This is a genomic window from Ruegeria sp. AM4 (assembly GCF_056540665.1).
Window position 1 is genome coordinate 101,482 of sequence record NZ_JBQFXD010000005.1, and the last position, 23,788, is coordinate 125,269.

Consider the following 23,788-nt stretch of genomic DNA (forward strand, 5'->3'; position numbering starts at 1 on the left):
TCCGGCCTACACCGATATGTTATGTGACAGTGCGGAAAGTCCCGTTAGGGTCGGGCGCATGATCTATCGACTGATTTGCCTTTTCCTGCTGGTCGCAACACAAGCCCTCGCCGTGGATACTTGCCATGGCGAGACCGCCTGTAACCTCGGCGAGCGCTCATACCATGTGCTGGAACCGGACGGGTGGGACGGCGAAACGCCGCTGCCTGTGCTGCTGCACTTTCACGGTTGGGCACGGCAGGGGGATGTTGTGGTCAATCATCAACGGATCGCGGGCGCGACCAAGCTGCGCGGCGTTTTGCTGGTGGCTCCGAACGGGTTGGGAAAAAGCTGGGACTTCTGGTCGGCGGATACCCGTGACGTGCCCTTTGCGGACCGGGTTCTGGAGGATGTCGCCAGACGCTATCCAATTGACCGCGAGCGCATTTACGTCTCGGGCTATTCCTTTGGTGGCGCGATGGCGTGGCGCTATGTCTGTCAGTCGGGCAATGATATTGCCGCGCTTTTAGCGGTGGCGGGTAGCATTCGCCAGACCGAGGATTGCCCGCAGGCTCCGCGCGAGGCGCGCCATGTGCACGGGACCGACGACAAGGTGATGGATTTCCCCTTTGGTCCCGGTGGCGACACGACCTATCCGGTGGCCTTGTGGCGGGCCAAATATGACTGCAACGGTGCCACCCCGCGCGGCGACTGGAGCGTCGAGCCGTTCCTGACGCTCACCCGCGTGGAATGGACCGATTGCACGACAGGACAAGTGGTGTTGGACATCCATCCCGGTGGGCATTTCATCCCCCATGGCTGGATCGGGCGGCAGTTGGACGAGCTTTTGGGCCGCACCCCCACCTATCCCTGACGCGCAGCGCTTGCACCTTGGCGCAATCTTTGCCATTGCCTGTGCCGAACGGATGTTTGCCCAAAAAGGCTCGTAGCAATGAAATTCACTCTGTCCTGGCTGAAAGACCACCTCGACACGGATGCTTCGGTTGATGAGATCGCTGAGGCGCTGACCGATCTTGGGCTTGAGGTCGAAGAGATCGTCAACCCGGCCGACCGGCTGTCGGGCTTTACGCTGGGCCATGTGAAACATGCCGAGAAGCACCCCGATGCCGACAAGCTGCGCGTTTGTACGGTTGAAACCGACGAGGGTGATCTGCAAATCATCTGTGGCGCACCAAACGCGCGCGAGGGGATCACCGTCGTCGTTTGCAAACCGGGCATGTACATTCCCGGTCTCAACCTGACCATTAGCGTCGGCAAAATCCGGGGTGTTGAAAGCTTTGGCATGATGGCGTCCGAGCGCGAGTTGGAGCTGTCGGATGAGCATGACGGCATCATCGAATTGCCCTCGGGGCAGGTCGGGGACCGGTTCGTCGACTGGCTGGCCGAGAACGAGCCGTCCAAGGTCGACCCGATGATCGAGATCGCGATCACCCCGAACCGTCCGGATGCGCTGGGCGTGGCCGGGATCGCGCGTGATTTGGCAGCCCGTGGGTTGGGCAAGCTGAAAGAGCGCGACTATGTGCCGGTTCCGGGGGATTTCGAGAGCCCGATCAAGGTGACGATTGACGAAGATACTCTGGACGGCGCACCGCATTTCACCGGGCGTCTGATCAAGGGCGTCAAGAACGGTCCCAGCCCGCAATGGTTGCAGGATCAACTGAAGGCAATCGGTCTGCGCCCGATTTCGGCGCTGGTTGATATCACCAACTACATGACCTTCGACCAGAACCGCCCGCTGCACGTGTTCGACGCCGATAAGGTGCGCGGCAACCTGCGGGTGCACCGTGCCAAGGGCGGTGAGAAACTGGTGGCGTTGGACGAGAAGGAATACACCCTTCAGCCTAGCATGATGGTGATTTCCGACGACAAAGGCGCGGAATCCATTGCCGGGATCATGGGCGGTGAAGAAACCGGTTGTACCGAGGACACCGTGAACGTGTTTCTGGAAAGTGCGTTCTGGGATCATGTGCAGATCGCCCTGACGGGGCGGGCGCTCAAGATCAACTCGGACGCGCGGTATCGGTTCGAACGTGGCGTCGATCCGGAATATACACGGGAAGGGCTGGAACAGGCGACACAGATGATCCTCGACATTTGCGGTGGCGAGGCATCGAATGTTGTTGAGGCAGGCAAGGCCCCGGATCACTCGCGTGCTTACCGGCTGGATGCGGCGCGGGTGCAATCGCTGGTCGGGATGGATATTCCCGAAAGCGAGCAGCGCCAGACGCTGACCCGTCTTGGGTTCCGTCTGGATGGTGAGATGGCCTATGTGCCAAGCTGGCGCCCTGATGTCATGGGCGAAGCTGATCTGGTAGAAGAGGTTGCCCGGATTGCCTCGCTGACCAAATTGCAGGGCAAACCGCTGCCGCGCGTGACTGAGGGCATTCCCAAGCCGGTCATGACACCTGCGCAGCGCCGCCAGTCGATGGCTCGGCGGACCTGTGCGGCGTTGGGATACAATGAATGTGTGTCCTACACCTTTATCGATCAAGCATCGGCGGCGCTGTTTGGCGGTGGTGATGAGGTCACGCAGCTGGAAAACCCAATCTCTTCCGAGATGAGCCATATGCGACCGGACCTGTTGCCGGGCCTGCTGCAAGCCGCTGCCCGCAATCAGGCACGCGGATATGTGGACCTCGCGTTGTTCGAGGTTGGGCCAGTGTTCCACGATGGCGAGCCGGGTGAGCAGCAGACGCAGATTGCGGGATTGCTGGTTGGGGCCAGTGGCCCCAAAGACGTACATGGTGCCGCGCGTGCGGTCGATGTGTTCGACGCCAAGGCGGATGCCGAGGCTGTGCTGGCGGCCATCGGCGCACCTGCTAAGGTTCAAATTCTGCGCGGTGGTGATGCCTGGTGGCATCCGGGCCGTCATGGCAAGATCTGTCTGGGTCCGAAAAAAGTGCTGGGCGTGTTTGGCGAATTGCACCCGCGTGTGTTGCAGGCGATGGACATCAAGGGCGCCGCCGTGGCCTTTACCATCTGGCCGGATCAGGTTCCGTTGCCACGCAAGTCGGGTGCGACACGCTCGGCGTTGGAATTGCGCGATTTGCAGGCGGTCGAGCGCGATTTTGCCTTTGTCGTCGACGCGGATGTCGAGGCTCTGACGCTGGTCAACGCAGCGGCGGGCGCGGACAAGGCGCTGATCGAAGAGGTGCGCGTGTTCGACGAGTTTATCGGCGGCAGTCTCGGCGACGGCAAAAAATCCCTTGCCATCACTGTGCGCATGCAGCCGTCCGAGGCCACGCTGAAGGAGAAGGACATCGAGGCCGTCAGCGCAAAGATTGTCGAGAAGGTCGCCAAGGCGACCGGCGGCACTCTGCGCGGCTGAGGTCGGATCGCCTCCGGCGGGAGTATTTTTGAAAAGATGAAGGGGCGGTTGCGCCCTTTCTTTGTCTGCGGAGGAGAAAGAAATGCTGAAGGTTTACCTGTCCGGAGAAATCCATACGGATTGGCGTGAGCAGATCATTGATGGCGCTGAGGGTCTGGATGTGTCTTTCAGCAGCCCGGTCACCGATCATGACGCCAGCGATGACTGCGGAGTCGCCATTCTGGGCGCTGAATCGAATAAGTACTGGCATGACCACAAGGGTGCCATGGTCAACGCAATCCGGACGCGCAAGGGTATTTCGGACGCGGATGTGGTCGTCGTGCGCTTTGGTGACAAGTACAAGCAGTGGAATGCAGCCTTTGACGCTGGCTATGCGGCGGCGCTGGGCAAATCGATCATCGTCCTGCACGGTCCCGATCATCAACATGCGTTGAAAGAGGTGGACGCCGCGGCACTGGCCGTCGCAGAAGAGCCTGCGCAGGTCGTCGAGATCCTGCGCTATGTGCTAACGGGGCGACTACCCGGCTGACCTCTGCCCCAGTTCCGGGGCCGAGGTCAAACGGAGCTTCACTCTCTTGGCGGCGTGACCAGACCCTTTTGGACCGCAGGCCGTTCCAGAAAGCGGTCGAGATAGGCCACAAGGTTCGCGTGGTCATGCCACCCGACGACCTCATGCGCGCCATAGAAATCCAGTCCGCGCAGCCAGGGGGCGATGGCGATATCGGCGACGGAGTATTCTCCGGCGATCCAATCCTGGCCTTCAAGCTGTTGGTTGAGGACGTTCAGCAGCCGTTTGGCCTCGGTGACATAGCGCTCACGTGGTCGCGGGTCCTCGATCTCGCTGCCAGCAAATTTGTGAAAGTAGCCAAGCTGTCCCAGCATTGGTCCCAGGCCACCCATCTGGAACATCAGCCATTGGGTCACGCGGTGCTTGTCGGCGTCTGACTGGCCGATCAGCTTGCCGGTTTTTTCAGCCAGATACAGCAGGATCGCGCCACTTTCGAATAGCGCCAAGGGTTGCCCGTCCGGCCCGTTCGGGTCGATGATTGCGGGGATCTTGTTGTTGGGGTTGAGCGACAGAAACTCGGGGCTTTTGACATCGACATCGGCCAGCGTGACCCGGTGCGCCTCATAGGGAAGGCCGGTTTCTTCCAGCATGATCGATATCTTGACGCCATTAGGGGTCGGAAAGGAATACAGCTGAAGCCGGTCGGGGTGTCGCGGGGGCCATTTGGCCATAATCGGAAAGTGGGTCGTGTCCAGCATCTGAAGCTCCTGTCATGCGGGCGGGTCCAGTGTAGTCTGGCAATTTCCGACTGCCTTGTCAGGTCCCGGTCTGTGCGTCACCGGTCATCCGCTGTTTGCTCAGGAACAGATGGGGGAAAATCCGTCACATACGCCCCCTAGACCCGAAAGGCGATTTGGCCCAGACTTTCGCCCGACACCGGCGCGGTCTGCGCGGGTTTTCTTGTGCTGTAAAGGAGATACGCGTGGAAGATGTCGTAACACAGGTGGGCGCTTTCGGTCCGCTGATCATGAGCGCGGTCAAAGCACTGATCGTACTGGTTCTGGGCTGGATCGTTGCCGGGTCGATCAGCGGCCTTGTTCGCCGCCGCATCAACTCAACACCGCATATTGACCCGACGCTGGGGAATTTCGTAGCCAGCCTTGTCAAATGGGTGCTGTTGGCGATCGTTTTTGTCGCCGTTCTGGGCATCTTCGGCATCGAGGCCACAAGTATCGTTGCGATTCTGGGTGCGGCATCACTGGCCATCGGTCTTGCGCTGCAAGGAACCCTCAGCGATCTGGCGGCGGGCGTGATGCTGGTGGTGTTCCGTCCCTACAAGCTGGGCCAATACGTGGATATCGGTGGCACGGCCGGGACGGTTATGGACCTGAACCTGTTCACCACCGAGCTGGTGACGCCCGACAATGTGCAGATCATCGTACCGAATGGTCAGGCCTGGGGATCGGTGATCACCAACTACTCGGCGCATGACACGCGCCGCGTCGATCTGGTGTTTGGCATCGACTACGGCGACAGCGCGGATGACGCGATGAAGATTATTCTGGATGTGGCGAAGGCAGACGACCGCATTCTCGGTGATCCTGAGCCCTGGGTGCGGGTGACCAATCTGGGTGACAGCTCGGTCGATCTGACGGCGCGTTTGTGGTGTGCTGCGGCGGACTACTGGGATGCGAAATTCGACCTGACCAAAGCAGTCAAAGAAGCCTTCGACGCCAAGGGGATCTCGATTCCCTACCCGCATTCGGTGGAAATCCACAAGGAGGGGTGAGTACTCCCGCCCGTCATGCGGGCATTGGAAATGCCCTCCTCCGGTTGGGCCCGGCGCCGCGCTTTGCGCGGCGCCTGTCGTTTTGCATCAGGTTGAAGGTCTGGCGAGACCGCGCCGCGCAAAGCGCGGCGCTACGCCCAACGCTGTACGCCGTCCTTTGAAAAAGGACGGCTTCAGGGGCGGGAGGGCCCTATGACTTGACCGCCACGTTTGGCGAAACAACGTCAATGCCAAGCGCTTTGCCGACCGCATAGTAGGTCAGCTGTCCGGCGTGGACGTTCAGACCTGCCAGCAAATGCGGATCGTCCTGACAGGCCTGTTTCCAGCCTTTGTCCGCAAGCGACAGCAGGAACGGCAATGTCGCGTTGCCCAGTGCGATTGTCGAGGTGCGGGCAACCGCGCCTGGCATGTTAGCCACGCAATAGTGCATGATCCCGTCGACCTCATAGATCGGGTCGGCATGGGTCGTTGCCTTGGACGTCTCAAAGCACCCGCCCTGATCGATGGCGACGTCGACCAGCACCGCGCCAGGTTTCATTGTGGAAAGCTGCGCGCGCGTGACCAGCTTGGGGGCCGCGGCGCCCGGGATCAGAACTGCACCGATGACCATATCGGCCTCTTGCACCAGCTCGGCCGTAGCACCTGCGGTCGAGTACTGGTTCTTGAAGCGACCGCCAAAGACATCATCGAGATAGCGCAGGCGCGGCAGCGACCGGTCAAGCACGGTTACGTCCGCGCCCATTCCTGCCGCGACCTGTGCGGCATGTGTGCCGACAACGCCGCCGCCGATCACGACGACCTTGGCTGGGCCAACACCGGGCACGCCACCCATCAGGACACCACGTCCGCCATTGGCTTTCTGCAAGGTCCACGACCCGACCTGCGGGGCCAGACGACCGGCAACTTCGGACATGGGCGCCAGCAGAGGTAGGCCGCCATTTGCGTCGGTTACTGTCTCATAGGCGATGGCGGTGCAGCCCGAGGCCAGCAGGTCGTGGGTCTGATCAGGATCCGGTGCCAGATGCAGATAGGTGAACAGCAATTGGCCTTCACGCAGCATTTTGCGCTCGACAACCTGCGGTTCCTTGACCTTGACGATCATGTCGGCGGTGGCAAAGACCTCTTCCGCTGTGTCGACGATGCGCGCACCGGCAGCGATGTAGGCGTCATTATCAAAGCCGGACCCCATGCCGGCATTGGTTTCGATGATCACCTCATGACCGCGCGCCACCGCTTCACCAGCGGCGTTCGGAGTCATACCGACGCGGAATTCCTGAGGTTTGATTTCCTTTGGGCAACCGATTTTCATTGGGAGTCTCCGTTCACAAACTGCCTAAATTATGTGCAGAATCCAGCGCAATTTTTGTGAAACCCCGCTTGCAAAGGGCAGGTTCTCTGGAAGATTATTCGAACAAACCGAAGTTTCACGCATTGGATGTGCGCAATTGAGTTTAGATACAACAGATCGCAAGATTCTGGCGGCGCTTCAGCGCAAAGGCCGGATGTCGAATTCCGAACTGTCCGATCAGGCAAACCTGTCACCCTCGGCCTGCCACCGCCGGGTGCAGCGGCTCGAGGCCGAAGGGTACATCAAGGATTACGTCGCTTTGCTGGACGCGCGAAAAATGCGGGTCCCGACAACCGTGTTTGTCGAGATCACTTTGCAGGGCCAGGCCGAAGAGGTTCTGGAAGCCTTCGAGAAAGCCGTCGCCCGAATTCCGGATGTGCTGGAATGTCATCTGATGGCCGGTACTGCGGATTACATTCTGAAGGTTGTCGCTGAGAACACCGAGGATTTCGCCCGCATTCACCGGCAATACCTGTCGCGACTGCCGGGCGTCGCGCAGATGCAAAGCTCATTCGCGTTGCGCACCGTGTTCAAGACCACCGCGCTGCCCGTCTGACACAATTGCGCTGAATTCACAGCTTTGAATCAGCGCGCGCTGCGGCAATTCTGAGGCTTGTATCCCAGCGCGCCAAGGGTCACATTATGGCTTTGGCGCATGTGTTTGATTTGAAAGGGCCGAGTCCGCTGGACTGGCTGGTGCCTCGGTGACATCAGGCTTTTACACATCGCGGATACGGTTCGAACCCGAAGAATAATAAGGAGCCGACCTTGGCACACGACATTAACGACGCTGCACAGGAGTGGTTGGAAGCGGAACTGGAAGATACGCTGGACGAAGATTTCGAGATCGAATTCAACGAGCCGATGCTCTCGATGGAGATCCGCAAGGTCTACAAGGCGCAGCACCCCGATATGCTGGACCGCAAAGTGTATTTTCGCAACCTGCTGCGCCTTCAGGCCGAACTCATTAAGGTTCAGGATTGGGTGCAGCATACCGGAGCCAAGGTCTGCATTCTGTTTGAAGGTCGCGACAGCGCCGGCAAAGGGGGCGTGATCAAGCGGATCACCCAGCGCCTCAATCCGCGGGTTGCCCGGGTCGTGGCGCTGCCAGCGCCCAGCCGCCGGGAACAGAGCCAGTGGTATTTTCAACGCTACGTCCCGCATTTGCCTGCGGCCGGGGAAATCGTGCTGTTTGACAGGTCCTGGTACAACCGTGCCGGTGTCGAACGGGTGATGGGATTCGCGTCCGAGGATCAGGTGGAGCAGTTCTTTCAGGACGTTCCCGAATTTGAACGTATGCTGGTCCGGTCAGGGATCATCCTGCTGAAATACTGGTTCTCGATCACGGACGAAGAACAACAGTTGCGATTCCTGATGCGGATTCACGACCCGATGAAGCAATGGAAACTGTCGCCGATGGACCTGGAATCCCGCATCCGCTGGGAATCCTACACCAAGGCCAAGGAAGACATGTTGTTCCGCACCAACATTCCCGAAGCGCCGTGGTATATCGTCGAAGGCAACGACAAAAAACGCGAGCGCCTGAACTGTATCGAGCACTTGCTGACCCGCATCCCCTACGAGGATGTGCCGCAAGAAAAGGTCAACCTGCCCGATCGCCGATACAACCCGGAATACGAGCGCCGCATTCTGCCCGACGAGCTATACGTACCCAAGGTTTATTGATCTGACCAGCAGAGCGATACGGGGCCCGAGGCCCCGCATCTGTTGGTATTGTTAGCCGAAATCGAAACCACAAGTCGTGTCGAAGAACGGGACACAGCAGAAATCGTCGGTCATATCGTCGGCCACGTCCACACCTGTTTCGACCTCGTCTTCGTCGCCCGAAAAATCGAAGCTGAAGGTGAACTCGAACGTGTTGGTGTCGGTCGCAGGGTCACTCTGTTGTGGCACGTTCCAGTCGAATTGGTCGAACCGCGCTTGCAGGGCCGTGACAAAGGCCTCGATCTCGGCGAGGAAGCCTTGTACGTCAAACTCCGCAATTTCGGGGCTGTCGGGTTCATCGGTGTCTTCGACTGGTTCGGCGACGTCTTCCTCGACGGGGTCTTCGGTGTCTTCGACCGGTTCGGCGACGTCTTCGTCGACAGGCACATCGGTGTCTTCAACCGGTTCGGCGACGTCTTCGTCGACAGGCTCGTCAGTGTCTTCGACCGGTTCAGCTACGTCTTCCTCGACGGGGTCTTCAGTGTCTTCGACCGGTTCAGCGACGTCTTCTTCGACGGGGTCTTCAGTGTCTTCGACCGGTTCAGCAACGTCTTCTTCGACGGGGTCTTCGGTATCCTCGACCGGTTCGGCTAAGTCTTCATCGACAGGCTCATCGGTGTCTTCGACTGGTTCGACGACGTCTTCTTCGATGGGTTCATCCACGTCCTCGACTGGCTCGGCCACGTCTTCGTCGACCGGTGGCGTCACCTCTTCGCCCGTATCCAGCATCACTTCGGCGCTGGTTGCAGCAAAGTTCTGCGTGACCATGACAGCGTCATAACCTTGCATGTCGCCCTCTTCGATCCCGATCCCGATATACTTGAAATCAGGGTTCAGGATGTTTGCGCGGTGACCCGGGCTGTTCATCAGGTTTTCGTGCAATTGCGCTACATCATCGCTGATGTCGGGCGCGCCGCGTTCGGACTGCCAGGCGATATTTTCGCCTGTGCGCCAGCTGCCCTCCAGATCAAATCCGGCCGCTTGCATCCGTTGCGTCGCCGATGATCCACCTGCGCCGGTATGGCTGAACCGATCTGTGTCCAGCATCCAGGCGCTGTGGTCTTCCGACGAGTCGTTCAGTTGTGTCTCCAGTTGTAGGGGGTCCAGTCCGCGAGATGTGCGTTCCTGATTGATCAGGGCCAGCATTTCCCGTTCGACTGTGCTTGCTGTCGACATGTTTGCCTCCGTTTGGTTGTCGTCTGTTTCAGACAGCGGTCAGTTACAGGGGCGATGCCAAGGGCGAAAAGAGGCGGTGTTCAATCAGGGCGGGTATTGGCGGGCGAGTGCTGTCGCGTGTGATTCGCTGCGCTGCAAAATGCCGGTCCAAACGGGTCGGGCGGGGTTCGGCAGATTACCGCATAGAAGGACAGGTACTTTCGGCAGAAACCATCAGGACCCAAAAACGACAAACCCCCGGGCAGGGCCTCGGGGGTCGTCAAATAGTGTCATCCAAAGCTGGACGAGCGAGGTTTTAGAGCAAACCTTCGCGCTGTGCTTTCTTGCGTGCCAGTTTACGGGCACGGCGGATCGCTTCAGCTTTCTCGCGCGCTTTTTTCTCGGACGGTTTCTCGAAATGTTGCTTCAGCTTCATTTCACGGAACACGCCTTCGCGCTGCAGCTTTTTCTTCAGGGCACGAAGCGCCTGATCGACGTTATTGTCGCGAACACTAACCTGCATGTGGTTGTCACCACCTTTCTAGATAGAGTTGCAAGGAAATTGCAGGAATTGGCCGTATAGCAAAGCCGGTCTAACTTGTCTAGTACTGGGGCCGAGCATCGGAGAACCGCCATGACCGCGACTTACGAAGATACAAAAGAGCAACTTTTGAACGCCATGCTGGATCATGTCCCGTTTGACGGATGGTCCGGGACCAGCTTTCGCGCGGCGATTGAAGAATGCGGTGTCGATGACGGGTTGGCCCGCGCCATTTGTCCGCGCGGCGCGGTCGATCTGGCGTTGGCGTTTCACGCGCGTGGCGACGCCGAGATGCTGGACCAACTCAAATCCGCAGACCTGAGCGGCCTTAAGTTCCGCGAAAAAGTGGCTGCCGCGATTCGGTTTCGGTTGCAGGCGGTTCCGGACAAAGAGGTCGTGCGCCGGGGCATGACCCTGTTTGCCCTGCCGACCCATGCCGCCGACGGTGCCAAGGCGATCTGGGGGACCTGCGACCTGATCTGGGATGCGTTGGGCGATACCTCGGACGATGTGAACTGGTACACCAAGCGCGCAACGCTTTCGGGTGTGTATTCCTCGACGCTTCTTTATTGGCTGGGTGACGACAGCCCCGATCATCAGAAGACTTGGGAGTTTCTGGACCGCCGCATCGAGGGTGTGATGCAGTTCGAAAAGCTCAAGGCGCAGGTCAACGATAATCCGCTGTTCAAGCCGTTCCTGACGCTGCCCAACTGGGTGGCCGGTCAGATCAAAGCTCCGACGCGAATGCGTGCCGACCTTCCCGGGCTGCTGAACCCCCGCAAGTAAGCGCAGTTGCATCTGGGCCTTTTGACTGTCGCCTGCTAGGTCATGGGCAAAGGAGACTTGCCGATGACCCAGATGATGCGCGCCGTTGAGATTTCGACCCCGGGTGGCCCGAACGTTTTGCAACTGACCGAGCGTCCGATCCCTGAACCAGGCCACGGTCAGGTTGTGATCAAGGTTGCCTATGCCGGGGTCAATCGCCCGGATGCGTTGCAGCGCGCCGGCGCCTATGACCCGCCTCCGGGGGCAAGTGATCTGCCGGGGCTTGAAGCATCTGGCGAGGTCGTGGCCATTGGCCCCGGTGTTGAAGGGCTGGCCGAGGGGGATCAGGTCTGTGCGCTGCTGCCCGGGGGAGGTTATGCGGAATACGTCGCCACACCTGCTGCGCACTGTCTGCCGGTGCCCTCGGGCATGGATCTTAAACAGGCGGCCTGCCTGCCTGAAACTTTCTTTACCGTCTGGTCCAATGTGTTCACACGCGGCGGTCTGAAAGCGGGCGAGCGGTTTCTGGTGCATGGCGGCTCGAGTGGGATCGGGACGACAGCCATTCAACTGGCGCACGCCTTTGGCGCGCGCGTCTTTGCAACCGCTGGGTCGGATGACAAATGTGCGGCCTGCGTTGAGCTGGGGGCCGAAAAGGCCATCAACTACAAGCAAGAGGATTTTGTCGCGGCGCTGCGTGCAGAAGGTGGGGCAAACTTGATCCTCGACATGGTCGGTGGCGACTATATTCCGCGCAATATCAAGGCTCTGGCCGAGGATGGGCGGCTGGTCCAGATCGCGTTCCTGCAAGGGCCGGTGGTCGAAGTCAATTTCGCGCTGATGATGGTGAAACGCCTGACACTGACCGGCAGCACGCTGCGCCCGCAAAGCGACCTGGCCAAGGCCCGCATTGCGCAGGATTTGCTGGAGGCTGCGTGGCCGCTGCTTGAAGCTGGGAAAATCGCGCCCGTCATGGACAGCGAGTTTGATCTGGCCGAAGCGGCGGCTGCCCATGCGCGGATGGAAAGCTCGGGTCACATCGGCAAGATCGTCCTGAAGGTGGCTGACTGAGCCTGGCTTCAGGCGACAGCGCGGCGATACAGGTGCCAGGTGGCGTGGCCCAGAATAGGCATGACCACGATCAGGCCCAACAGCATCGGTATCGCCCCCAGAACCAGCATGGCGGCGACGATAAAGCCCCAGGTCAGAACGACACCGGGGTTATGCCGCAGCACACGAACCGAGGTCACCACGGCGACCGGTAGCCCGACCTTTCGATCCAGCAGCAGCGGAAAGCTGACGACGCTGATGGCCAGTGCGATTACCGCAAAAAGAAACCCGATCGTCGTTCCGATCAGGATCATGGCCCAGCCTGCTCCGGTGGTGAAAACGTCGGTCATGAAGCTACCGAACGACGCAGGTGGTTCGGGCCCCAGTGTCTGTGCGTAAAGGCTCTGCGCGACCATCAGCCAGATCAACAGCAGCATCACCATATAGAACCCAAGCGCCAGAATGGCGCCGAAGGACGGTGATCGAAACACGCCAAAGGCGTCCAGCCAGTGAACCCCGTCGCCCTGTTCCCGCTTGCGGCTGATTTCATAAAGCCCAACGGCGGCGACAGGTCCGATCAGAGCGAACCCGGCGACCAGCGGGGCCAGCAGCGGTACCATGTCCATGTTCATCCCGATCCCGAACATCAAAAGCCCTGCGATCGGGTAGATCAGAACGATAAAGACCGCATCGGCGCGGGTTTCCAGAAAGTCGTGATAGCCCGCCTGCAAACAGGCGCGCAGATCCGACAGTGTCAGGGTCTGCACCAAAGGCATCTCGTTCGTGTCCGAGCTGCCGACGGTGGATACGCTTTCTGCGATGTGTTCGCTGGTTGCCCCAAGGTTCCGGGCGGCCCAGCTGATGGGATTACCGATCGTTTTGTCCATGTTCGTCCCCTCCCTGGCTTGACTGCGCCACGGGGTGCATCCGGTGATCGGTTTGTCCGCGCCCGGATGATCCGGCAACGCCTGGTTGCAGTATAGCACAGATTTGGGAGCAAGTCCGCCTGGCTGTGCCAGATCGAATGGATTGCCCTGTGTGGCAGGCATGTTAGCTTGGCCAAAAGCCTTCAGGGAGAGCACCATGCAGCAGACCGCACGCACCGTTGTGATTCATGAAACCGGTGGCCCCGAGGTTCTTCGGATCGAAGACCGCCCGGTCGGTGATCCCGGGCCGGGCGAAATCCGCATACGACATCAAGCCTGCGGGCTGAATTTCATCGACGTTTACCAGCGCAGCGGCTTGTATCCGCTGGACCTGCCGCATGCTCTGGGCATGGAGGCGGCCGGTATCGTCGAGGCCGTCGGCGAAGGTGTCACGCATCTCAGCCCCGGCCAGCGCGCGGCTTATGCTGCGGCGCCTCCGGGCGCGTATGCGCAGGCGCGTGTTATGCCAGCGGCGCAGGTTTGCCCACTGCCCGAGAGCATTTCGTTCCGAACTGCGGCGGCGATGATGTTGAAGGGCCTGACGGTTGAATATCTGTTCCATCGGACAACGCCGCTCAGGCGGGGGGACACGGTCTTGTTCCACGCCGCAGCCGGAGGTGTGGGCCTGATCGCCTGCCAATGGGCCAAATCCGAAGGCATCACTCTGATTGGAACCGCCGGGACGGATGAAAAATGCAGCCTTGCCCAGTTCAACGGGGCCGCCCATTGCATCAATTACCGGACCGAGAATTTTGCCGAGCGTGTTGCCGAAATCACCGGCGGCAAGGGTGTCGATGCCGTGATGGATTCCGTCGGCGCAGACACGTTTCAGGGCTCATTGGACTGTCTCAAGCCGTTGGGCATGATGATCTCATTCGGCAACGCCTCGGGGCCGGTTCCGCCCGTGGACCTAAGCGTTTTGGCGCAGAAGGGGTCCCTAAAGCTGACACGACCAACGCTGTTCACGCATATTTCGGACCCGGGCGTTTGCCAGGCGATGGCGCGGCGGTTGTTCGGCAAGGTCGATGGGAAAGAGGTCAAGGTTCATGTCGACCAGCAATTCCCGCTGGAAGAGGTGGCCGACGCGCATCGCGCACTTGAGGCACGGCAAACCACCGGCAGCACAATCCTCGAGATCTGATCCCTTGGCCCCGGCGCAAAGCGCCGGAGCCTTGAGCCTTGTCAGAACCGATAAGCCGCGCGGATCTGGAACGTGGTCGCATCGACATCCACGCCGCTGGAATTGAAATTGTCGAATTCGTGATAGAGGATCTCGCCCGCCACGCTGATATTGGGGGCGACGATCTGCTCGTACCCAGCACCAATGAACCAGCCATTGTCGCTGCCAAGATTGTCTGTTCCGGCGTCAGCATAGCCACCGGTCCCGTAAAGCAGCCCTTGCGGATTTACCTTGTATCCGGCCCGCGCCTTGATGCGCCAGACGTCTTCAAGCGTGGCTGCGCCAGACAGGTCGATGTCAGCCCAGTCATAGTCGAAGCCACCACCGACGACCCAGTCGCCCAGGTCATAGTCATAACCAAGGATCAGACCGCCGATTGCGCCATCGCCGTCAATGCCGGATACGTTGGTGTCCACATCGGCATAACCGATCTGACCACCGGCGTAGAACCCGGTCCAATCGCCCGAGGACTGTGCCATTGCCGAGCCTGCCGCCAACGTAGCGACAGTGGTGACGAGAGCCAGTTTTCCTGTCATCTTTTGTTCCTTTCAAACGAATTGCGATAGTCCCGTCCTGAACCCAGGACGCGCGATGCAAATATTTCCCCGGCCAAGGTGGCCGGAATTCCGATGGATTAAGTGTTCCGTACCGAACGTGTCGCCGCCTGCTCGAGCTGTCGGCGAATGGCCCATTACCGTTGGACGCGTGCTATGAGACAGGATTTAGGATCGCGAATGCAGCTTTCAAATAAAATCGGCGGCAGGGGTGAGCCTGCCGCCGACTGTTTCGCTGAGATCAGCGGATTATTGCTCTTGCAGTTCCGCGGGGGTTTTTTCTGCGATAGTTTCCCAATTGGTGCTGGCCTGTTCGATAAAGCCGGGGATGTCGCCTTCCCAACGCTTCTGAATGCCTTCGGACAGGTTCAGATACAGCTTGTTGTCGACGATCTTCCAATAGTTCGGATCGCCATCGAACTTAAAGCCCATGGCCGCGCCAAAGGCGCAGTAGCCACCATATGCGGGCAGGTAGGCCTCTGGGTTTGCTTCAAAGGCAGCTTTGTTTTCCTCGTTCGCAAAACGGTACATCGCGTCGTTGTGCAAAGCGGTGATCTGCCAGTCGCCTTTGGTGGGTTCGCCTTCAGTGAAATAAGCAACCGGGTCATACCCTTGCAGCGCCAGACCGGTGGTCGTGGTGTTGAGTTCTACGCCGGCGGCCAGGGCCGAGCTTGCAATGGCGACCGACAGTGCAACGCCGCCGATGATGGATTTGATCTTGTTCATTGGTCTTCACCTTTCGTGAACAGAGCCGATTTCGAGCCCGGAATATGGCTCTCACAACCCGGATTTTTTGTCCGTGACGCCGGTAATTGGCCGTCACAGAACCCGAGTTGGGGAACGTCGTGATCACGTTCAAAGCAATCAATTGTGATTGTGCTTAGACGAACGATGCCTGTGCAGACGCGCAGGTCCGCGCCTGAACAGGTGGCCGGTTTCAAATGCGGTACCGGCGCGGTTCCAGCCAGCCGATAACGGGTTTGCGGCTGGCGGCGTATCCGGTATCGGACCGGTCCAACCGGTCCGCAAGCACGGGCAGGCGGCTGACCGGGACCTTGGGAAACAGATGGTGCTCGCGGTGATAGAACATCAGGTAAGCCAGCCGGGCAAGCAGGCCGCGTTGGCTGCGCGCTGCGACGCCGCTGTCATGGGTGCCTTGATGGGTGATCCAGACCGCGAACAGGGCTGCAAGGGACTGGGCGACAATCATTGCCAGCACGTGCAGACCAAGCGCCTGCGATCCGCTGAGCACGGCGACCGCGACAACAGAGGCCACCAGCCCCCAGTCGATCAGAATGCGTCTGCGGACTTTGGAGTTGGCGCCACGCCAGGCCGCTCGGTTGATATCGACCGGAAAGCGCGGCCCGTAAATCAGGACCTGAGGCAAAGTCATGTGCCCGCACCGCCCTTCGCAATCGCCCGGACCCATGGCGTGTTTGTGATGCAGCAGATGGCAGTGGCAAAACGCATGATTGGACCCCAGCATCAAAGCGCTCAGCACATGCATGACCGCGTTGTCCCAGCGTCGGGACAGGCCCAGATTGCTGTGGATTGCCTCATGGTTCAGGCGCAGCCCACACAGAAAGAACATGAAACTGCCAAGACTGCCCAGCGGCCAAAGATAGGTGCTGTAAAGTGCAAGCGACACCACCAGCCAGGGCAAAGGCAACAGCAGCTCTCTGACCCGATCCCAATGGCTGAGCGATACCAGATCGGTCCAGGCAACATTCATCGGCGCGCGTTCGGGTTGGCGTGGCGGGATTGGATCGGGCATGTCTTGTTCCTTTCGGCATCTGAAATAGCAGGCATTTCTGTAATGACAGAAATCAATGACCAAAAATTTTTACTCTGGCTTGTCTCCTGTTCCTTTGGGTAGCAGCCGAGCGATCCGACCGCCGAGTTTGACTATGGCAAGCTGCACGCGACGGGGCAGGCGGTTTACGTCGACATACCAGTCGTCGAACATCTGCATTGTGTCCAACGTCTCTTCCAGCCGTGCGCGGATCTGCGCGGGTGTGCCGTCTGCGCGGGCTTCCTCGGATGCAGCGCGCATCGCCGCCAGGGTCGGGGCGAATTCGCGTTCGCGGCGACCTTCGGCAACGGCCTTTGCCAGATCGAACATGTCTCGGATCGAATGGAAATGGTCGCGCCGGTCGCCCAGCTTCCGGCTGGATTTGACGATCTTCCAGCTTTGAAGTTCTTTCAAACCGTTCGAGACGTTGGACCGCGCCAGTCCAAGCGTGTCGCAAATCTCATCAGCAGTCAGGGGGTCAGGTGAAATGTGCAAAAGCGCATGAATCTGGGCCACTGATCGGTTCACACCCCATTTCGAGCCCATGTCACCCCAGTGAAGAATGAAATCCTGCATGGACTGTGTAAGGTGCATTGTTGGTTTCCAATTTTCTGTAATGACAGAAATTACAGGAATGTACGATTCGATCAAGCCCTTTCAGCATCTTCGCGCCGCGTCAGTTTTTCGCGCCGATTCGGGGTTCTGTTCCGGCCTTGATGCGCGCGATGTTTGCAGCGTGCCGCCAATAAACCAGCAAAGTCAGTGCGATGCCCAAGCCAAAGCCGGCTCCGTTGGTCAGGACCATGACCCATGTGGTCGAAAGCGCGGCTGCGGCCAGCGCGCCGACGGATGAGATGCGCCAGATTGCAGCTGCCACAAGCCAGGTCAGGCAGCAGGCAACCCCAACGCGCCAGTCCAGCGCCAGCCAGATGCCCAGAAACGTGGCAACACCTTTGCCACCCTTGAACCCAAGCCAAACCGGAAAACAATGGCCCAGAAACGCCATCAATGCGGCGATCTGCGCGGCGTCCTCGCCGACCATGGCACGGGCCAGCAGAACCGCCACAGCGCCTTTGCCGGCGTCAAACAGCAATGTCAGGGCCGCCGCAGCCTTGTTGCCGGTGCGCAGCACATTGGTTGCGCCGATATTGCCCGAGCCGATCTGACGCAAATTCCCCAGCCCCATGACCTTGGCGATGATCATGCCAAAGGGGATCGAACCCATCAGGTACCCCAGCGCAGCCCAGAGGATGAGTTGCGTGATCGAACTGTCAAAGGGTGGCATCAGGTTCTCCGGTAGACTTCTTGGCCTGCGACGTAGGTTGCGCTGACCTTACCCTGCATGCGCTGGCCGTCAAACGGTGTGTTCTGAGATTTGGATTTCAACGTAAACCGGTCCAGCACGAACGGCGCATCCGGATCGAACAGCACCAGATCAGCGGGGGCGTTTTCGGACAGGCGGCCGCTATCCAGCCCCAGGCGTTTTGCAGGGTTCAGGGCCATGGCGCGGAACAGGGTTGGCAGGTCCAGTTGCCCCGAATGATAGAGTCGCAACGCCGCTGGCAGCAGCGTTTCCAGCGCCACAGAGCCCGAGGCGGCCTCTTCAAATGGTAGGCGCTTGCTTTCTTCGTCCTGCGGGGTGTGCATGGAACTGATTGTGTCGATCAGGCCGGTTCGTACCGCCTCGATCACCGATTGGCGATCGTCTTCCGATCGCAGCGGCGGCTTGACCTTGAAGAAGGTGCGATAGTCGGCCACGTCCAACTCGTTCAGTGTCAGGTGGTGGATCGAGGTACCGGCAGTGATGTCCAGCCCGTTGCGCTTGGCCCGTTCCAACGCTGGCAGGGCGCGACTCGTGGTGATCTGGTCGGCATGATAGGCCGCACCGGTCATTTCCAACAGCGCAATATCGCGATCCAACCCCATCCGCTCGGCCATTGGTGAAACAGCGGGCAGGCCGCGCAGGGCGGCAAACTTGCCGCTGGTGGCAGCGGCCCCATGACTTAGACCGGGCTCTTGCGGGTGTGCGATCACCAGCGCGCCGCAGGATTTGGCATAGGTGAGCGCTCGGGAGAATACCTTGGTGTTGGCGACGACATTGTCGCAATCGGTGAATGCGACAGCGCCCGCGTCCTGCAGGAAACCGATCTCGGTCATCTCGCGGCCTTCGCGCCCTTTGGTAAGCGCAGCCATTGGCAGAACGTTCACAGGCGCATCAGCCTGCGCGCGGCGGGTGACGAATTCCAGCGTTTCCGGCGTGTCGATGGCGGGGCTGGTGTCGGGCCGCGTGATGATCGTGGTCACCCCACCGGCGGCGGCGGCAAGACCGGCTGACTTATAGCTCTCCTTGTGGCGCTCGCCCGGTTCGCAAACCTTGACGCCGATATCTACGATGCCGGGTGCCAGACAATGGCCGCCGCAGTCGATGACCTGCGCATCCGCGTCAGGCGCGCTGTCTTCGCCGCGCGCTGCGATCCTGCCTTCGACTACTTGTAACCAGCCAATGCTGTCCGTACCGGTTTCCGGGTCGATCAGGCGGGCGTTAGTGAAGATCAGGTTGCTCATGCCATGGCCCTTTCGATTGCGGCTTTGGTGGCGGCGGGGTTCGCCTGGTATTTGATCAGATGCTTGTCGCCACCCTTGGTGACGACCTGGACAAAGCTGCCCATGATGTTGACGGCTTCGATCTGGTTCAGCGGCACTCTGCGAGGTCCTGGGCCAGACAGCGTCGTATCGCTCATGTCCCAGTTGTTCGACAGCTCTTCCGAGGCCAGGTACCATGCGCGAAAGCCGATGGCAGCCAGTGCCGCTGGTGCACCGGCCCAGACATAGGGGTTGCCGATCAGCCACAACACCGCCATTGCGCCCGCCATCGCAAAGGCGGCCAGCCAGACATTCGTCCGGACGTATGCGCCCTTGTCAGGCGGGAATGTCACAGGATCAGCCAAAGGGCACCTCCGATGATCAGCAGAAGAACCAGCGCCAGAACGGCCGAGCCGACGCGACGGGGCTTGTCATCATCGGGAGATGGCTGCGGCGCTGAAAACGGTTTGGCGCTTTCAGTCTCAATCGCACCGCCGGTCCAGTTTGTTGCCTCTTCCGTGTAAAGCCCGATCAGGTGCAGCCGAGGATCCGGCTGCAAAGTAACGGCTTTGCCGCCGAAGGCAGCGCTGCGAACAGCCATGACCCAACCTTCAACCTTCTCAAGCATCGCGCGATCCAGTTGATCGACGGTGACGCCGCACCCCTCGTTGAGATAGCCGTAAAGCCCGAGGTCTTCGAGGTCGGAGACAGGGAAGATATCGATCTGACCCGCATCCAGCCCCACGACCCCCAGAACCTGATCCACCGCGCCCGGTTCGCGCAGGAATTTTGCCTCTTGCGGGCGCATGTCCAGCGCGAACAGGCGGATCACTCCGTGTTCATTCGGGGCGACGGACAGATCGCTCATGCGGCGCCTTTCAGGTTGCGGGCCAGCAGCTCCATCGCCGCCATGCGGACGGCGACGCCCATTTCGACCTGCTCCTGAATGACCGAGCGGTTGATGTCATCAGCCAACGTGCCGTCGATTTCCACGCCGCGGTTCATTGGGCCGGGATGCATGACGATGGCATCCGGCTTGGCCTGCGCCAGCTTGGCGGCATCCAGCCCGTAGCGGTGGTAATATTCGCGTTCGGAAGGGATGAAACCGCCATCCATCCGCTCTTTCTGAAGGCGCAGCATCATGACGACATCGACGTCCTTGAGACCTTCGTTCATGTCGTCATAGATTTCGGCCCCAAATTCGGCGAACTGGCCGGGCACCAAAGTCGGTGGGCCGATCAGCCGAATGCGGTTTTCCATCTTGCCCAACAGGATCAGGTTCGACCGGGCCACGCGCGAATGGGCGACGTCGCCGCAGATCGCAATGTTCAGCCGGTGCAGACGGCCCTTGGCGCGGCGAATGGTCAGTGCGTCCAGCAGGGCCTGAGTCGGATGTTCGTGCCGCCCGTCCCCGGCGTTCAGCACCGCGCAGTTCACTTTCTGCGCCAGCAGGTCGACCGCACCGGAATGCGGGTGTCGCACCACCAGCAGATCGGGGTGCATCGCATTCAGCGTCATCGCCGTGTCGATCAGCGTTTCACCCTTTTTGATCGAACTGGCCTGCATCGCCATGTTCATCACATCAGCGCCAAGACGTTTGCCAGCAATCTCGAAACTGGCCTGCGTACGGGTCGAGTTCTCGAAGAACATGTTGATCTGCGTCAGGCCTGTCAGCACGTCGGAACGCTTGGCTGACTGTCGGTTCAGATTGACGTATTTCTCGGCCAGATCGAGAATGGCGGTGATATCGGATTGCGACAGATGTTCGATGCCAAGAAGGTGACGATGGGCGAAACGCATTGGCGGGCTCCTGTCTGACAATCGGGCCGCTTATAGAAAGCCACGCGCGGCGAGGCAACCTAAGGATCGGTTCCTTCGGGCAGTTTCTCGCACCCACCTTCGGGCAGACACTGCTCGCCCGGTTTGCACCATTTGCCATAGCCGCAGTCGACGGCCTTGATCGGCACACATCCCTGATGGGCCGAGCATTTGAATCCGGGTCGGCATTGCGATCCGGTTTCCTCGCACAAAACCCAGCCGGGGCGCGAGCATCCGCCACCCGGCAGACAGGACGATCCGCGCGCGCAGGTCAACCCGTCGTCGCAGGTAACTGGCGGAGAGGGATCGAACTCGGGCGCGGTTTTCTGGCATTCGCCGCGCGCGTTGCAAAAACTGTCGCTGGGGCAATCCAGTCGCGAGGCGCATTTGTTAGCTCCGATCGGCGCGCAGCGGGTGCCGCCTGCGACACAGCGCTCGAACGGGCCGCAGGACCGGCCACCGCCGCAATAATTGCCGCCGGATTGGATGCAGTGGCCATCAAAGCTGCATCTTTGGCCAACGGAACAACAGCGGCTGCCGCAAGCAAACTGCCCGCCTCGGCACTGGCCGGGCCGGTCAAACAACTGCGCAAAAGCTGGGCCGCTGACCACCGTCAGCATCAAACCGATCAGAAGGAATCGCAGGATCAACAACATGAATGGCACCATGGTCGATGCGCGCGCCGGTTCTGGCAAGGTCTATTCGCTTTCCCTCAGCCCTCAGGCGGTTAAATTGAGCTTATGGAATCGGGTCTGGACTTTCATACGGCGCGGGCTCTGCTGGAATGGCAGATCGAACTTGGTGCGACTGAGGCGATCGGCGACGCGCCGGTGGACCGATACGCGCTGCCCGACACGACGCCAAAGCCTAAGAAACCCGAGTCCGCGAAAACCCCGCCAGAGGCACCTCAGAAAGTCGATCCGGCAGAGGTTGCGCGGCACGCCGCAAATGCCGCCAACTCGTTGGATGAACTGCGCGCTGCGATGGACGCATTCGGCCTGTGCGATCTGAAGCGTGGTGCCCGTCAACTGGTGTTTGCAGATGGTACCCCCGGCGCGCGCGTGATGATCATTGGCGAAGCCCCGGGGCGGGATGAAGATCGAGAGGGCAAGCCCTTTGTTGGGCGCGCCGGGCAATTGCTGGACCGGATGCTGACGGCAATTGATCTGGATCGGACGAAAAACGTCTACATCACCAATGTGCTGCCTTGGCGGCCGCCGCAGAACCGCGATCCGAAACCCGAAGAGATCGGCATGATGAAGCCGTTTCTGGAACGTCACGTGGCGCTCGCAAAGCCCGACGTTCTGGTAGTGATGGGCAATATCAGCTGTCAGGCCGTGCTGGGCAAACGCGGGATCACGCGGCTGCGCGGGAAATGGGATCAGGCGCTGAATCTGCCTGTGATTCCGATGTTCCACCCTGCCTACCTGCTGCGTCAGCCGCAGATGAAACGACAAGCCTGGGCGGATCTGTTGGAGCTTAAGGCGCGGTTGGAGGCGAGGTCATGAAGGTTCTGGCATTTTCGGACCTGCATCTGGCGCGAAACCGGGCCGCTGAGATCGTTGCCGCCAGCGCCGAAGCCGATCTGGTGATCGGAGCCGGGGACTATTGCAACGGGCGGCAGGGGCTGGATGACGCGATGGCGATGCTTTCCGGTATATCGGCGCCGCTGGTGCTGGTGCCCGGCAATGCCGAAAGCGCCGAGGAATTGGCGGACGCGGTGCCAGACGGGGTACATGTGTTGCACGGAACGGGAATGACTCTGGGCGGGCTGCACCTGTTCGGGTTGGGTTACGGCGTCCCGGTGACGCCATTTGGCGACTGGTCCTGCGACCTGTCCGAAGCCGAAGCGACCGAGTTGCTGGATCGGTGCGAGGCCGCCGATATCCTGATCACCCATTCGCCGCCCAAGGGCCATGGTGATGCGACCTCGATGGGGCAGTCGGTCGGATCGACGGCTGTTCGGGATGCAGTGGAACGGCTGCAACCATCGTTCGCCCTTTGCGGCCATATCCACGACAGTTGGGGCTATCGCGGTGCGATCGGGCGAACCCAGGTTGCTAACCTGGGCCCCAAAACCAATTGGTTCGAAGTGGCGTCATGATCGAGACTTTGACTCTGCTGACCTTTGTCCCGGCGGCCATTGCTCTGAACATGACGCCTGGGGCCGACATGATGTTCTGTTTTGGACAGGGGCTTAAATCGGGCGCGAGGCCGGCGATTGCCGCAAGTGCGGGCATATCGGCCGGGTCGATGGTGCATGTTCTGCTGGCTGGATTGGGGCTGGGTGCTGCCGTCGCTGCTGTGCCCTGGTTGTTCGATGTCATCCGCTGGGTCGGGGTGGGGTATCTGTTGTCTCTGGCGTGGGGTGCGATCCGTAACGGAGCGGTTACTGACGACGCGCCGAGTCGCCCAAGGCACCGGGCCTTTCGTGACGGGTTGCTGGTGAACCTAACGAACCCCAAGGTCATCCTGTTTGTTCTGGCGTTTATTCCGCAATTTGTTGATCCGGCGCAGGGATCGGTGCTGCTGCAATTTCTGATCTTTGGCGCGATCATTGCCCTTGGTGGGTTTTTCATCAACGCGGGGGTCGGGATCTTTGCTGGCGGGGCAGGCAGGGTTCTTGTCGACAATCCCCGCAGCTCGCGCATTCTGGGCTGGATCACAGGCGGTATCTACACCGCGCTCGCGGTTCGGCTCGCCATTCTGGAAAGGGCCTGACGCCT

Annotated in this window: 27 protein-coding genes; 12 read left to right on the forward strand and 15 right to left on the reverse strand. The window is 60.1% G+C overall.

What is annotated here, in order from left to right:
• Positions 1-58 precede the first annotated feature (58 nt).
• The 3 genes from ACR0JA_RS11760 (at position 59) to ACR0JA_RS11770 (ending at position 3,857) form a co-directional block, all read left to right on the forward strand.
• Entirely contained in the window at positions 59-853 is a 795-nt protein-coding gene (locus tag ACR0JA_RS11760) for a CE1 family esterase (RefSeq protein WP_480574532.1), read from the forward strand.
• A 78-nt stretch (positions 854-931) separates the two neighbouring features.
• Complete coding sequence (gene pheT, locus ACR0JA_RS11765; RefSeq protein ID WP_480574535.1) at positions 932-3,328, forward strand: phenylalanine--tRNA ligase subunit beta; 2,397 nt, start codon at positions 932-934, stop codon at positions 3,326-3,328.
• Between the two features lie 82 nt (positions 3,329-3,410).
• Positions 3,411-3,857, forward strand: a complete 447-nt coding sequence (locus ACR0JA_RS11770; protein WP_480574538.1) for a YtoQ family protein — start codon at positions 3,411-3,413, stop codon at positions 3,855-3,857.
• Positions 3,858-3,895: 38 nt separating this feature from the next.
• Here the strand turns inward: ACR0JA_RS11770 and ACR0JA_RS11775 are convergent, their stop codons facing one another.
• Positions 3,896-4,594: a glutathione S-transferase family protein gene (locus ACR0JA_RS11775; RefSeq protein WP_480574542.1), complete on the reverse strand. Its 699-nt coding sequence runs from the start codon at positions 4,592-4,594 to the stop codon at positions 3,896-3,898.
• Positions 4,595-4,818: 224 nt separating this feature from the next.
• Between ACR0JA_RS11775 and ACR0JA_RS11780 the strand changes: the two genes are divergently transcribed.
• On the forward strand, positions 4,819-5,625 hold the full coding sequence (locus ACR0JA_RS11780) for a mechanosensitive ion channel family protein (RefSeq protein ID WP_480574545.1): 807 nt from the start codon (positions 4,819-4,821) through the stop codon (positions 5,623-5,625).
• A gap of 190 nt (positions 5,626-5,815) precedes the next feature.
• Here the strand turns inward: ACR0JA_RS11780 and ald are convergent, their stop codons facing one another.
• Positions 5,816-6,934, reverse strand: a complete 1,119-nt coding sequence (ald, locus tag ACR0JA_RS11785; RefSeq protein ID WP_480574548.1) for an alanine dehydrogenase — start codon at positions 6,932-6,934, stop codon at positions 5,816-5,818.
• A gap of 136 nt (positions 6,935-7,070) precedes the next feature.
• Here ald and ACR0JA_RS11790 point away from each other — a divergent pair, with 136 nt between their 5' ends.
• Both ACR0JA_RS11790 and ppk2 read left to right on the forward strand, forming a co-directional pair.
• Positions 7,071-7,529, forward strand: coding sequence for an Lrp/AsnC family transcriptional regulator (locus tag ACR0JA_RS11790; RefSeq protein WP_480574551.1), 459 nt, complete (start codon positions 7,071-7,073; stop codon positions 7,527-7,529).
• 212 nt (positions 7,530-7,741) lie between these two features.
• Entirely contained in the window at positions 7,742-8,659 is a 918-nt protein-coding gene (ppk2, locus tag ACR0JA_RS11795) for a polyphosphate kinase 2 (RefSeq protein WP_480574554.1), read from the forward strand.
• A gap of 51 nt (positions 8,660-8,710) precedes the next feature.
• Here ppk2 and ACR0JA_RS11800 read toward each other — a convergent pair whose 3' ends face one another.
• Together ACR0JA_RS11800 and rpsU are read right to left on the reverse strand one after the other, a co-directional pair.
• Positions 8,711-9,874, reverse strand: coding sequence for a CAP domain-containing protein (locus tag ACR0JA_RS11800; protein ID WP_480574556.1), 1,164 nt, complete (start codon positions 9,872-9,874; stop codon positions 8,711-8,713).
• Between the two features lie 295 nt (positions 9,875-10,169).
• Positions 10,170-10,376: a 30S ribosomal protein S21 gene (gene rpsU / locus ACR0JA_RS11805; protein WP_005614280.1), complete on the reverse strand. Its 207-nt coding sequence runs from the start codon at positions 10,374-10,376 to the stop codon at positions 10,170-10,172.
• Positions 10,377-10,487: 111 nt separating this feature from the next.
• Here rpsU and ACR0JA_RS11810 point away from each other — a divergent pair, with 111 nt between their 5' ends.
• Both ACR0JA_RS11810 and ACR0JA_RS11815 read left to right on the forward strand, forming a co-directional pair.
• On the forward strand, positions 10,488-11,180 hold the full coding sequence (locus tag ACR0JA_RS11810; RefSeq protein ID WP_480574559.1) for a COQ9 family protein: 693 nt from the start codon (positions 10,488-10,490) through the stop codon (positions 11,178-11,180).
• Positions 11,181-11,243: 63 nt separating this feature from the next.
• Positions 11,244-12,230, forward strand: coding sequence for an NAD(P)H-quinone oxidoreductase (locus ACR0JA_RS11815; protein WP_480574562.1), 987 nt, complete (start codon positions 11,244-11,246; stop codon positions 12,228-12,230).
• Between the two features lie 8 nt (positions 12,231-12,238).
• Here ACR0JA_RS11815 and ACR0JA_RS11820 read toward each other — a convergent pair whose 3' ends face one another.
• Positions 12,239-13,096, reverse strand: a complete 858-nt coding sequence (locus tag ACR0JA_RS11820) for a DUF2189 domain-containing protein (protein ID WP_480574565.1) — start codon at positions 13,094-13,096, stop codon at positions 12,239-12,241.
• Positions 13,097-13,292: 196 nt separating this feature from the next.
• Here ACR0JA_RS11820 and ACR0JA_RS11825 point away from each other — a divergent pair, with 196 nt between their 5' ends.
• The gene (locus ACR0JA_RS11825; protein WP_480574568.1) at positions 13,293-14,276 is read left to right on the forward strand and encodes a quinone oxidoreductase family protein; all 984 of its coding nucleotides are present in this window, start codon (positions 13,293-13,295) and stop codon (positions 14,274-14,276) included.
• Positions 14,277-14,317: 41 nt separating this feature from the next.
• On the opposite strand, the gene ACR0JA_RS11830 is transcribed toward ACR0JA_RS11825, so the two are convergent.
• The 10 genes from ACR0JA_RS11830 to ACR0JA_RS11875 all read right to left on the reverse strand — a co-directional run bounded on the left by ACR0JA_RS11830 (position 14,318) and on the right by ACR0JA_RS11875 (position 21,757).
• Entirely contained in the window at positions 14,318-14,851 is a 534-nt protein-coding gene (locus ACR0JA_RS11830) for an outer membrane protein (protein ID WP_480574571.1), read from the reverse strand.
• Positions 14,852-15,118: 267 nt separating this feature from the next.
• Positions 15,119-15,595 (reverse strand): YHS domain-containing (seleno)protein, encoded by a 477-nt coding sequence (locus ACR0JA_RS11835; RefSeq protein ID WP_480574574.1) that lies wholly within the window; start codon positions 15,593-15,595, stop codon positions 15,119-15,121.
• Between the two features lie 211 nt (positions 15,596-15,806).
• Positions 15,807-16,643, reverse strand: coding sequence for a fatty acid desaturase (locus tag ACR0JA_RS11840; RefSeq protein WP_480574577.1), 837 nt, complete (start codon positions 16,641-16,643; stop codon positions 15,807-15,809).
• A gap of 69 nt (positions 16,644-16,712) precedes the next feature.
• Complete coding sequence (locus ACR0JA_RS11845) at positions 16,713-17,255, reverse strand: GbsR/MarR family transcriptional regulator (RefSeq protein ID WP_480574580.1); 543 nt, start codon at positions 17,253-17,255, stop codon at positions 16,713-16,715.
• Between the two features lie 82 nt (positions 17,256-17,337).
• Positions 17,338-17,946, reverse strand: a complete 609-nt coding sequence (gene plsY / locus ACR0JA_RS11850; RefSeq protein WP_480574583.1) for a glycerol-3-phosphate 1-O-acyltransferase PlsY — start codon at positions 17,944-17,946, stop codon at positions 17,338-17,340.
• On the reverse strand, positions 17,946-19,226 hold the full coding sequence (gene pyrC / locus ACR0JA_RS11855) for a dihydroorotase (RefSeq protein WP_480574586.1): 1,281 nt from the start codon (positions 19,224-19,226) through the stop codon (positions 17,946-17,948). Before pyrC ends, plsY begins: the two co-directional genes overlap by 1 nt.
• Complete coding sequence (locus tag ACR0JA_RS11860; RefSeq protein WP_480574589.1) at positions 19,223-19,609, reverse strand: hypothetical protein; 387 nt, start codon at positions 19,607-19,609, stop codon at positions 19,223-19,225. Before ACR0JA_RS11860 ends, pyrC begins: the two co-directional genes overlap by 4 nt.
• Positions 19,594-20,112 carry a hypothetical protein gene (locus ACR0JA_RS11865; protein ID WP_480574592.1) on the reverse strand — a complete coding sequence of 173 codons (519 nt, stop codon included), beginning with the start codon at positions 20,110-20,112 and terminating at the stop codon, positions 19,594-19,596. Before ACR0JA_RS11865 ends, ACR0JA_RS11860 begins: the two co-directional genes overlap by 16 nt.
• Positions 20,109-21,044 carry an aspartate carbamoyltransferase catalytic subunit gene (locus ACR0JA_RS11870; protein ID WP_480574594.1) on the reverse strand — a complete coding sequence of 312 codons (936 nt, stop codon included), beginning with the start codon at positions 21,042-21,044 and terminating at the stop codon, positions 20,109-20,111. The genes ACR0JA_RS11865 and ACR0JA_RS11870 overlap by 4 nt, the downstream gene beginning before the upstream one ends.
• Before the next feature lie 59 nt (positions 21,045-21,103).
• Positions 21,104-21,757: a scavenger receptor class F, member 2 gene (locus ACR0JA_RS11875; protein ID WP_480574597.1), complete on the reverse strand. Its 654-nt coding sequence runs from the start codon at positions 21,755-21,757 to the stop codon at positions 21,104-21,106.
• Between the two features lie 45 nt (positions 21,758-21,802).
• Here ACR0JA_RS11875 and ACR0JA_RS11880 point away from each other — a divergent pair, with 45 nt between their 5' ends.
• Genes ACR0JA_RS11880 through ACR0JA_RS11890 form a run of 3 tightly spaced genes read left to right on the forward strand, consistent with a single transcriptional unit; the run spans position 21,803 to position 23,783 of the window.
• Positions 21,803-22,570 (forward strand): uracil-DNA glycosylase, encoded by a 768-nt coding sequence (locus tag ACR0JA_RS11880; protein WP_480574600.1) that lies wholly within the window; start codon positions 21,803-21,805, stop codon positions 22,568-22,570.
• Positions 22,567-23,166: a metallophosphoesterase family protein gene (locus ACR0JA_RS11885; RefSeq protein WP_480574603.1), complete on the forward strand. Its 600-nt coding sequence runs from the start codon at positions 22,567-22,569 to the stop codon at positions 23,164-23,166. Before ACR0JA_RS11880 ends, ACR0JA_RS11885 begins: the two co-directional genes overlap by 4 nt.
• A complete protein-coding gene (locus tag ACR0JA_RS11890) occupies positions 23,163-23,783 on the forward strand; it encodes a LysE family translocator (protein WP_480574606.1) in 621 nt (206 codons plus the stop codon). Before ACR0JA_RS11885 ends, ACR0JA_RS11890 begins: the two co-directional genes overlap by 4 nt.
• Positions 23,784-23,788: the final 5 nt, after the last annotated feature.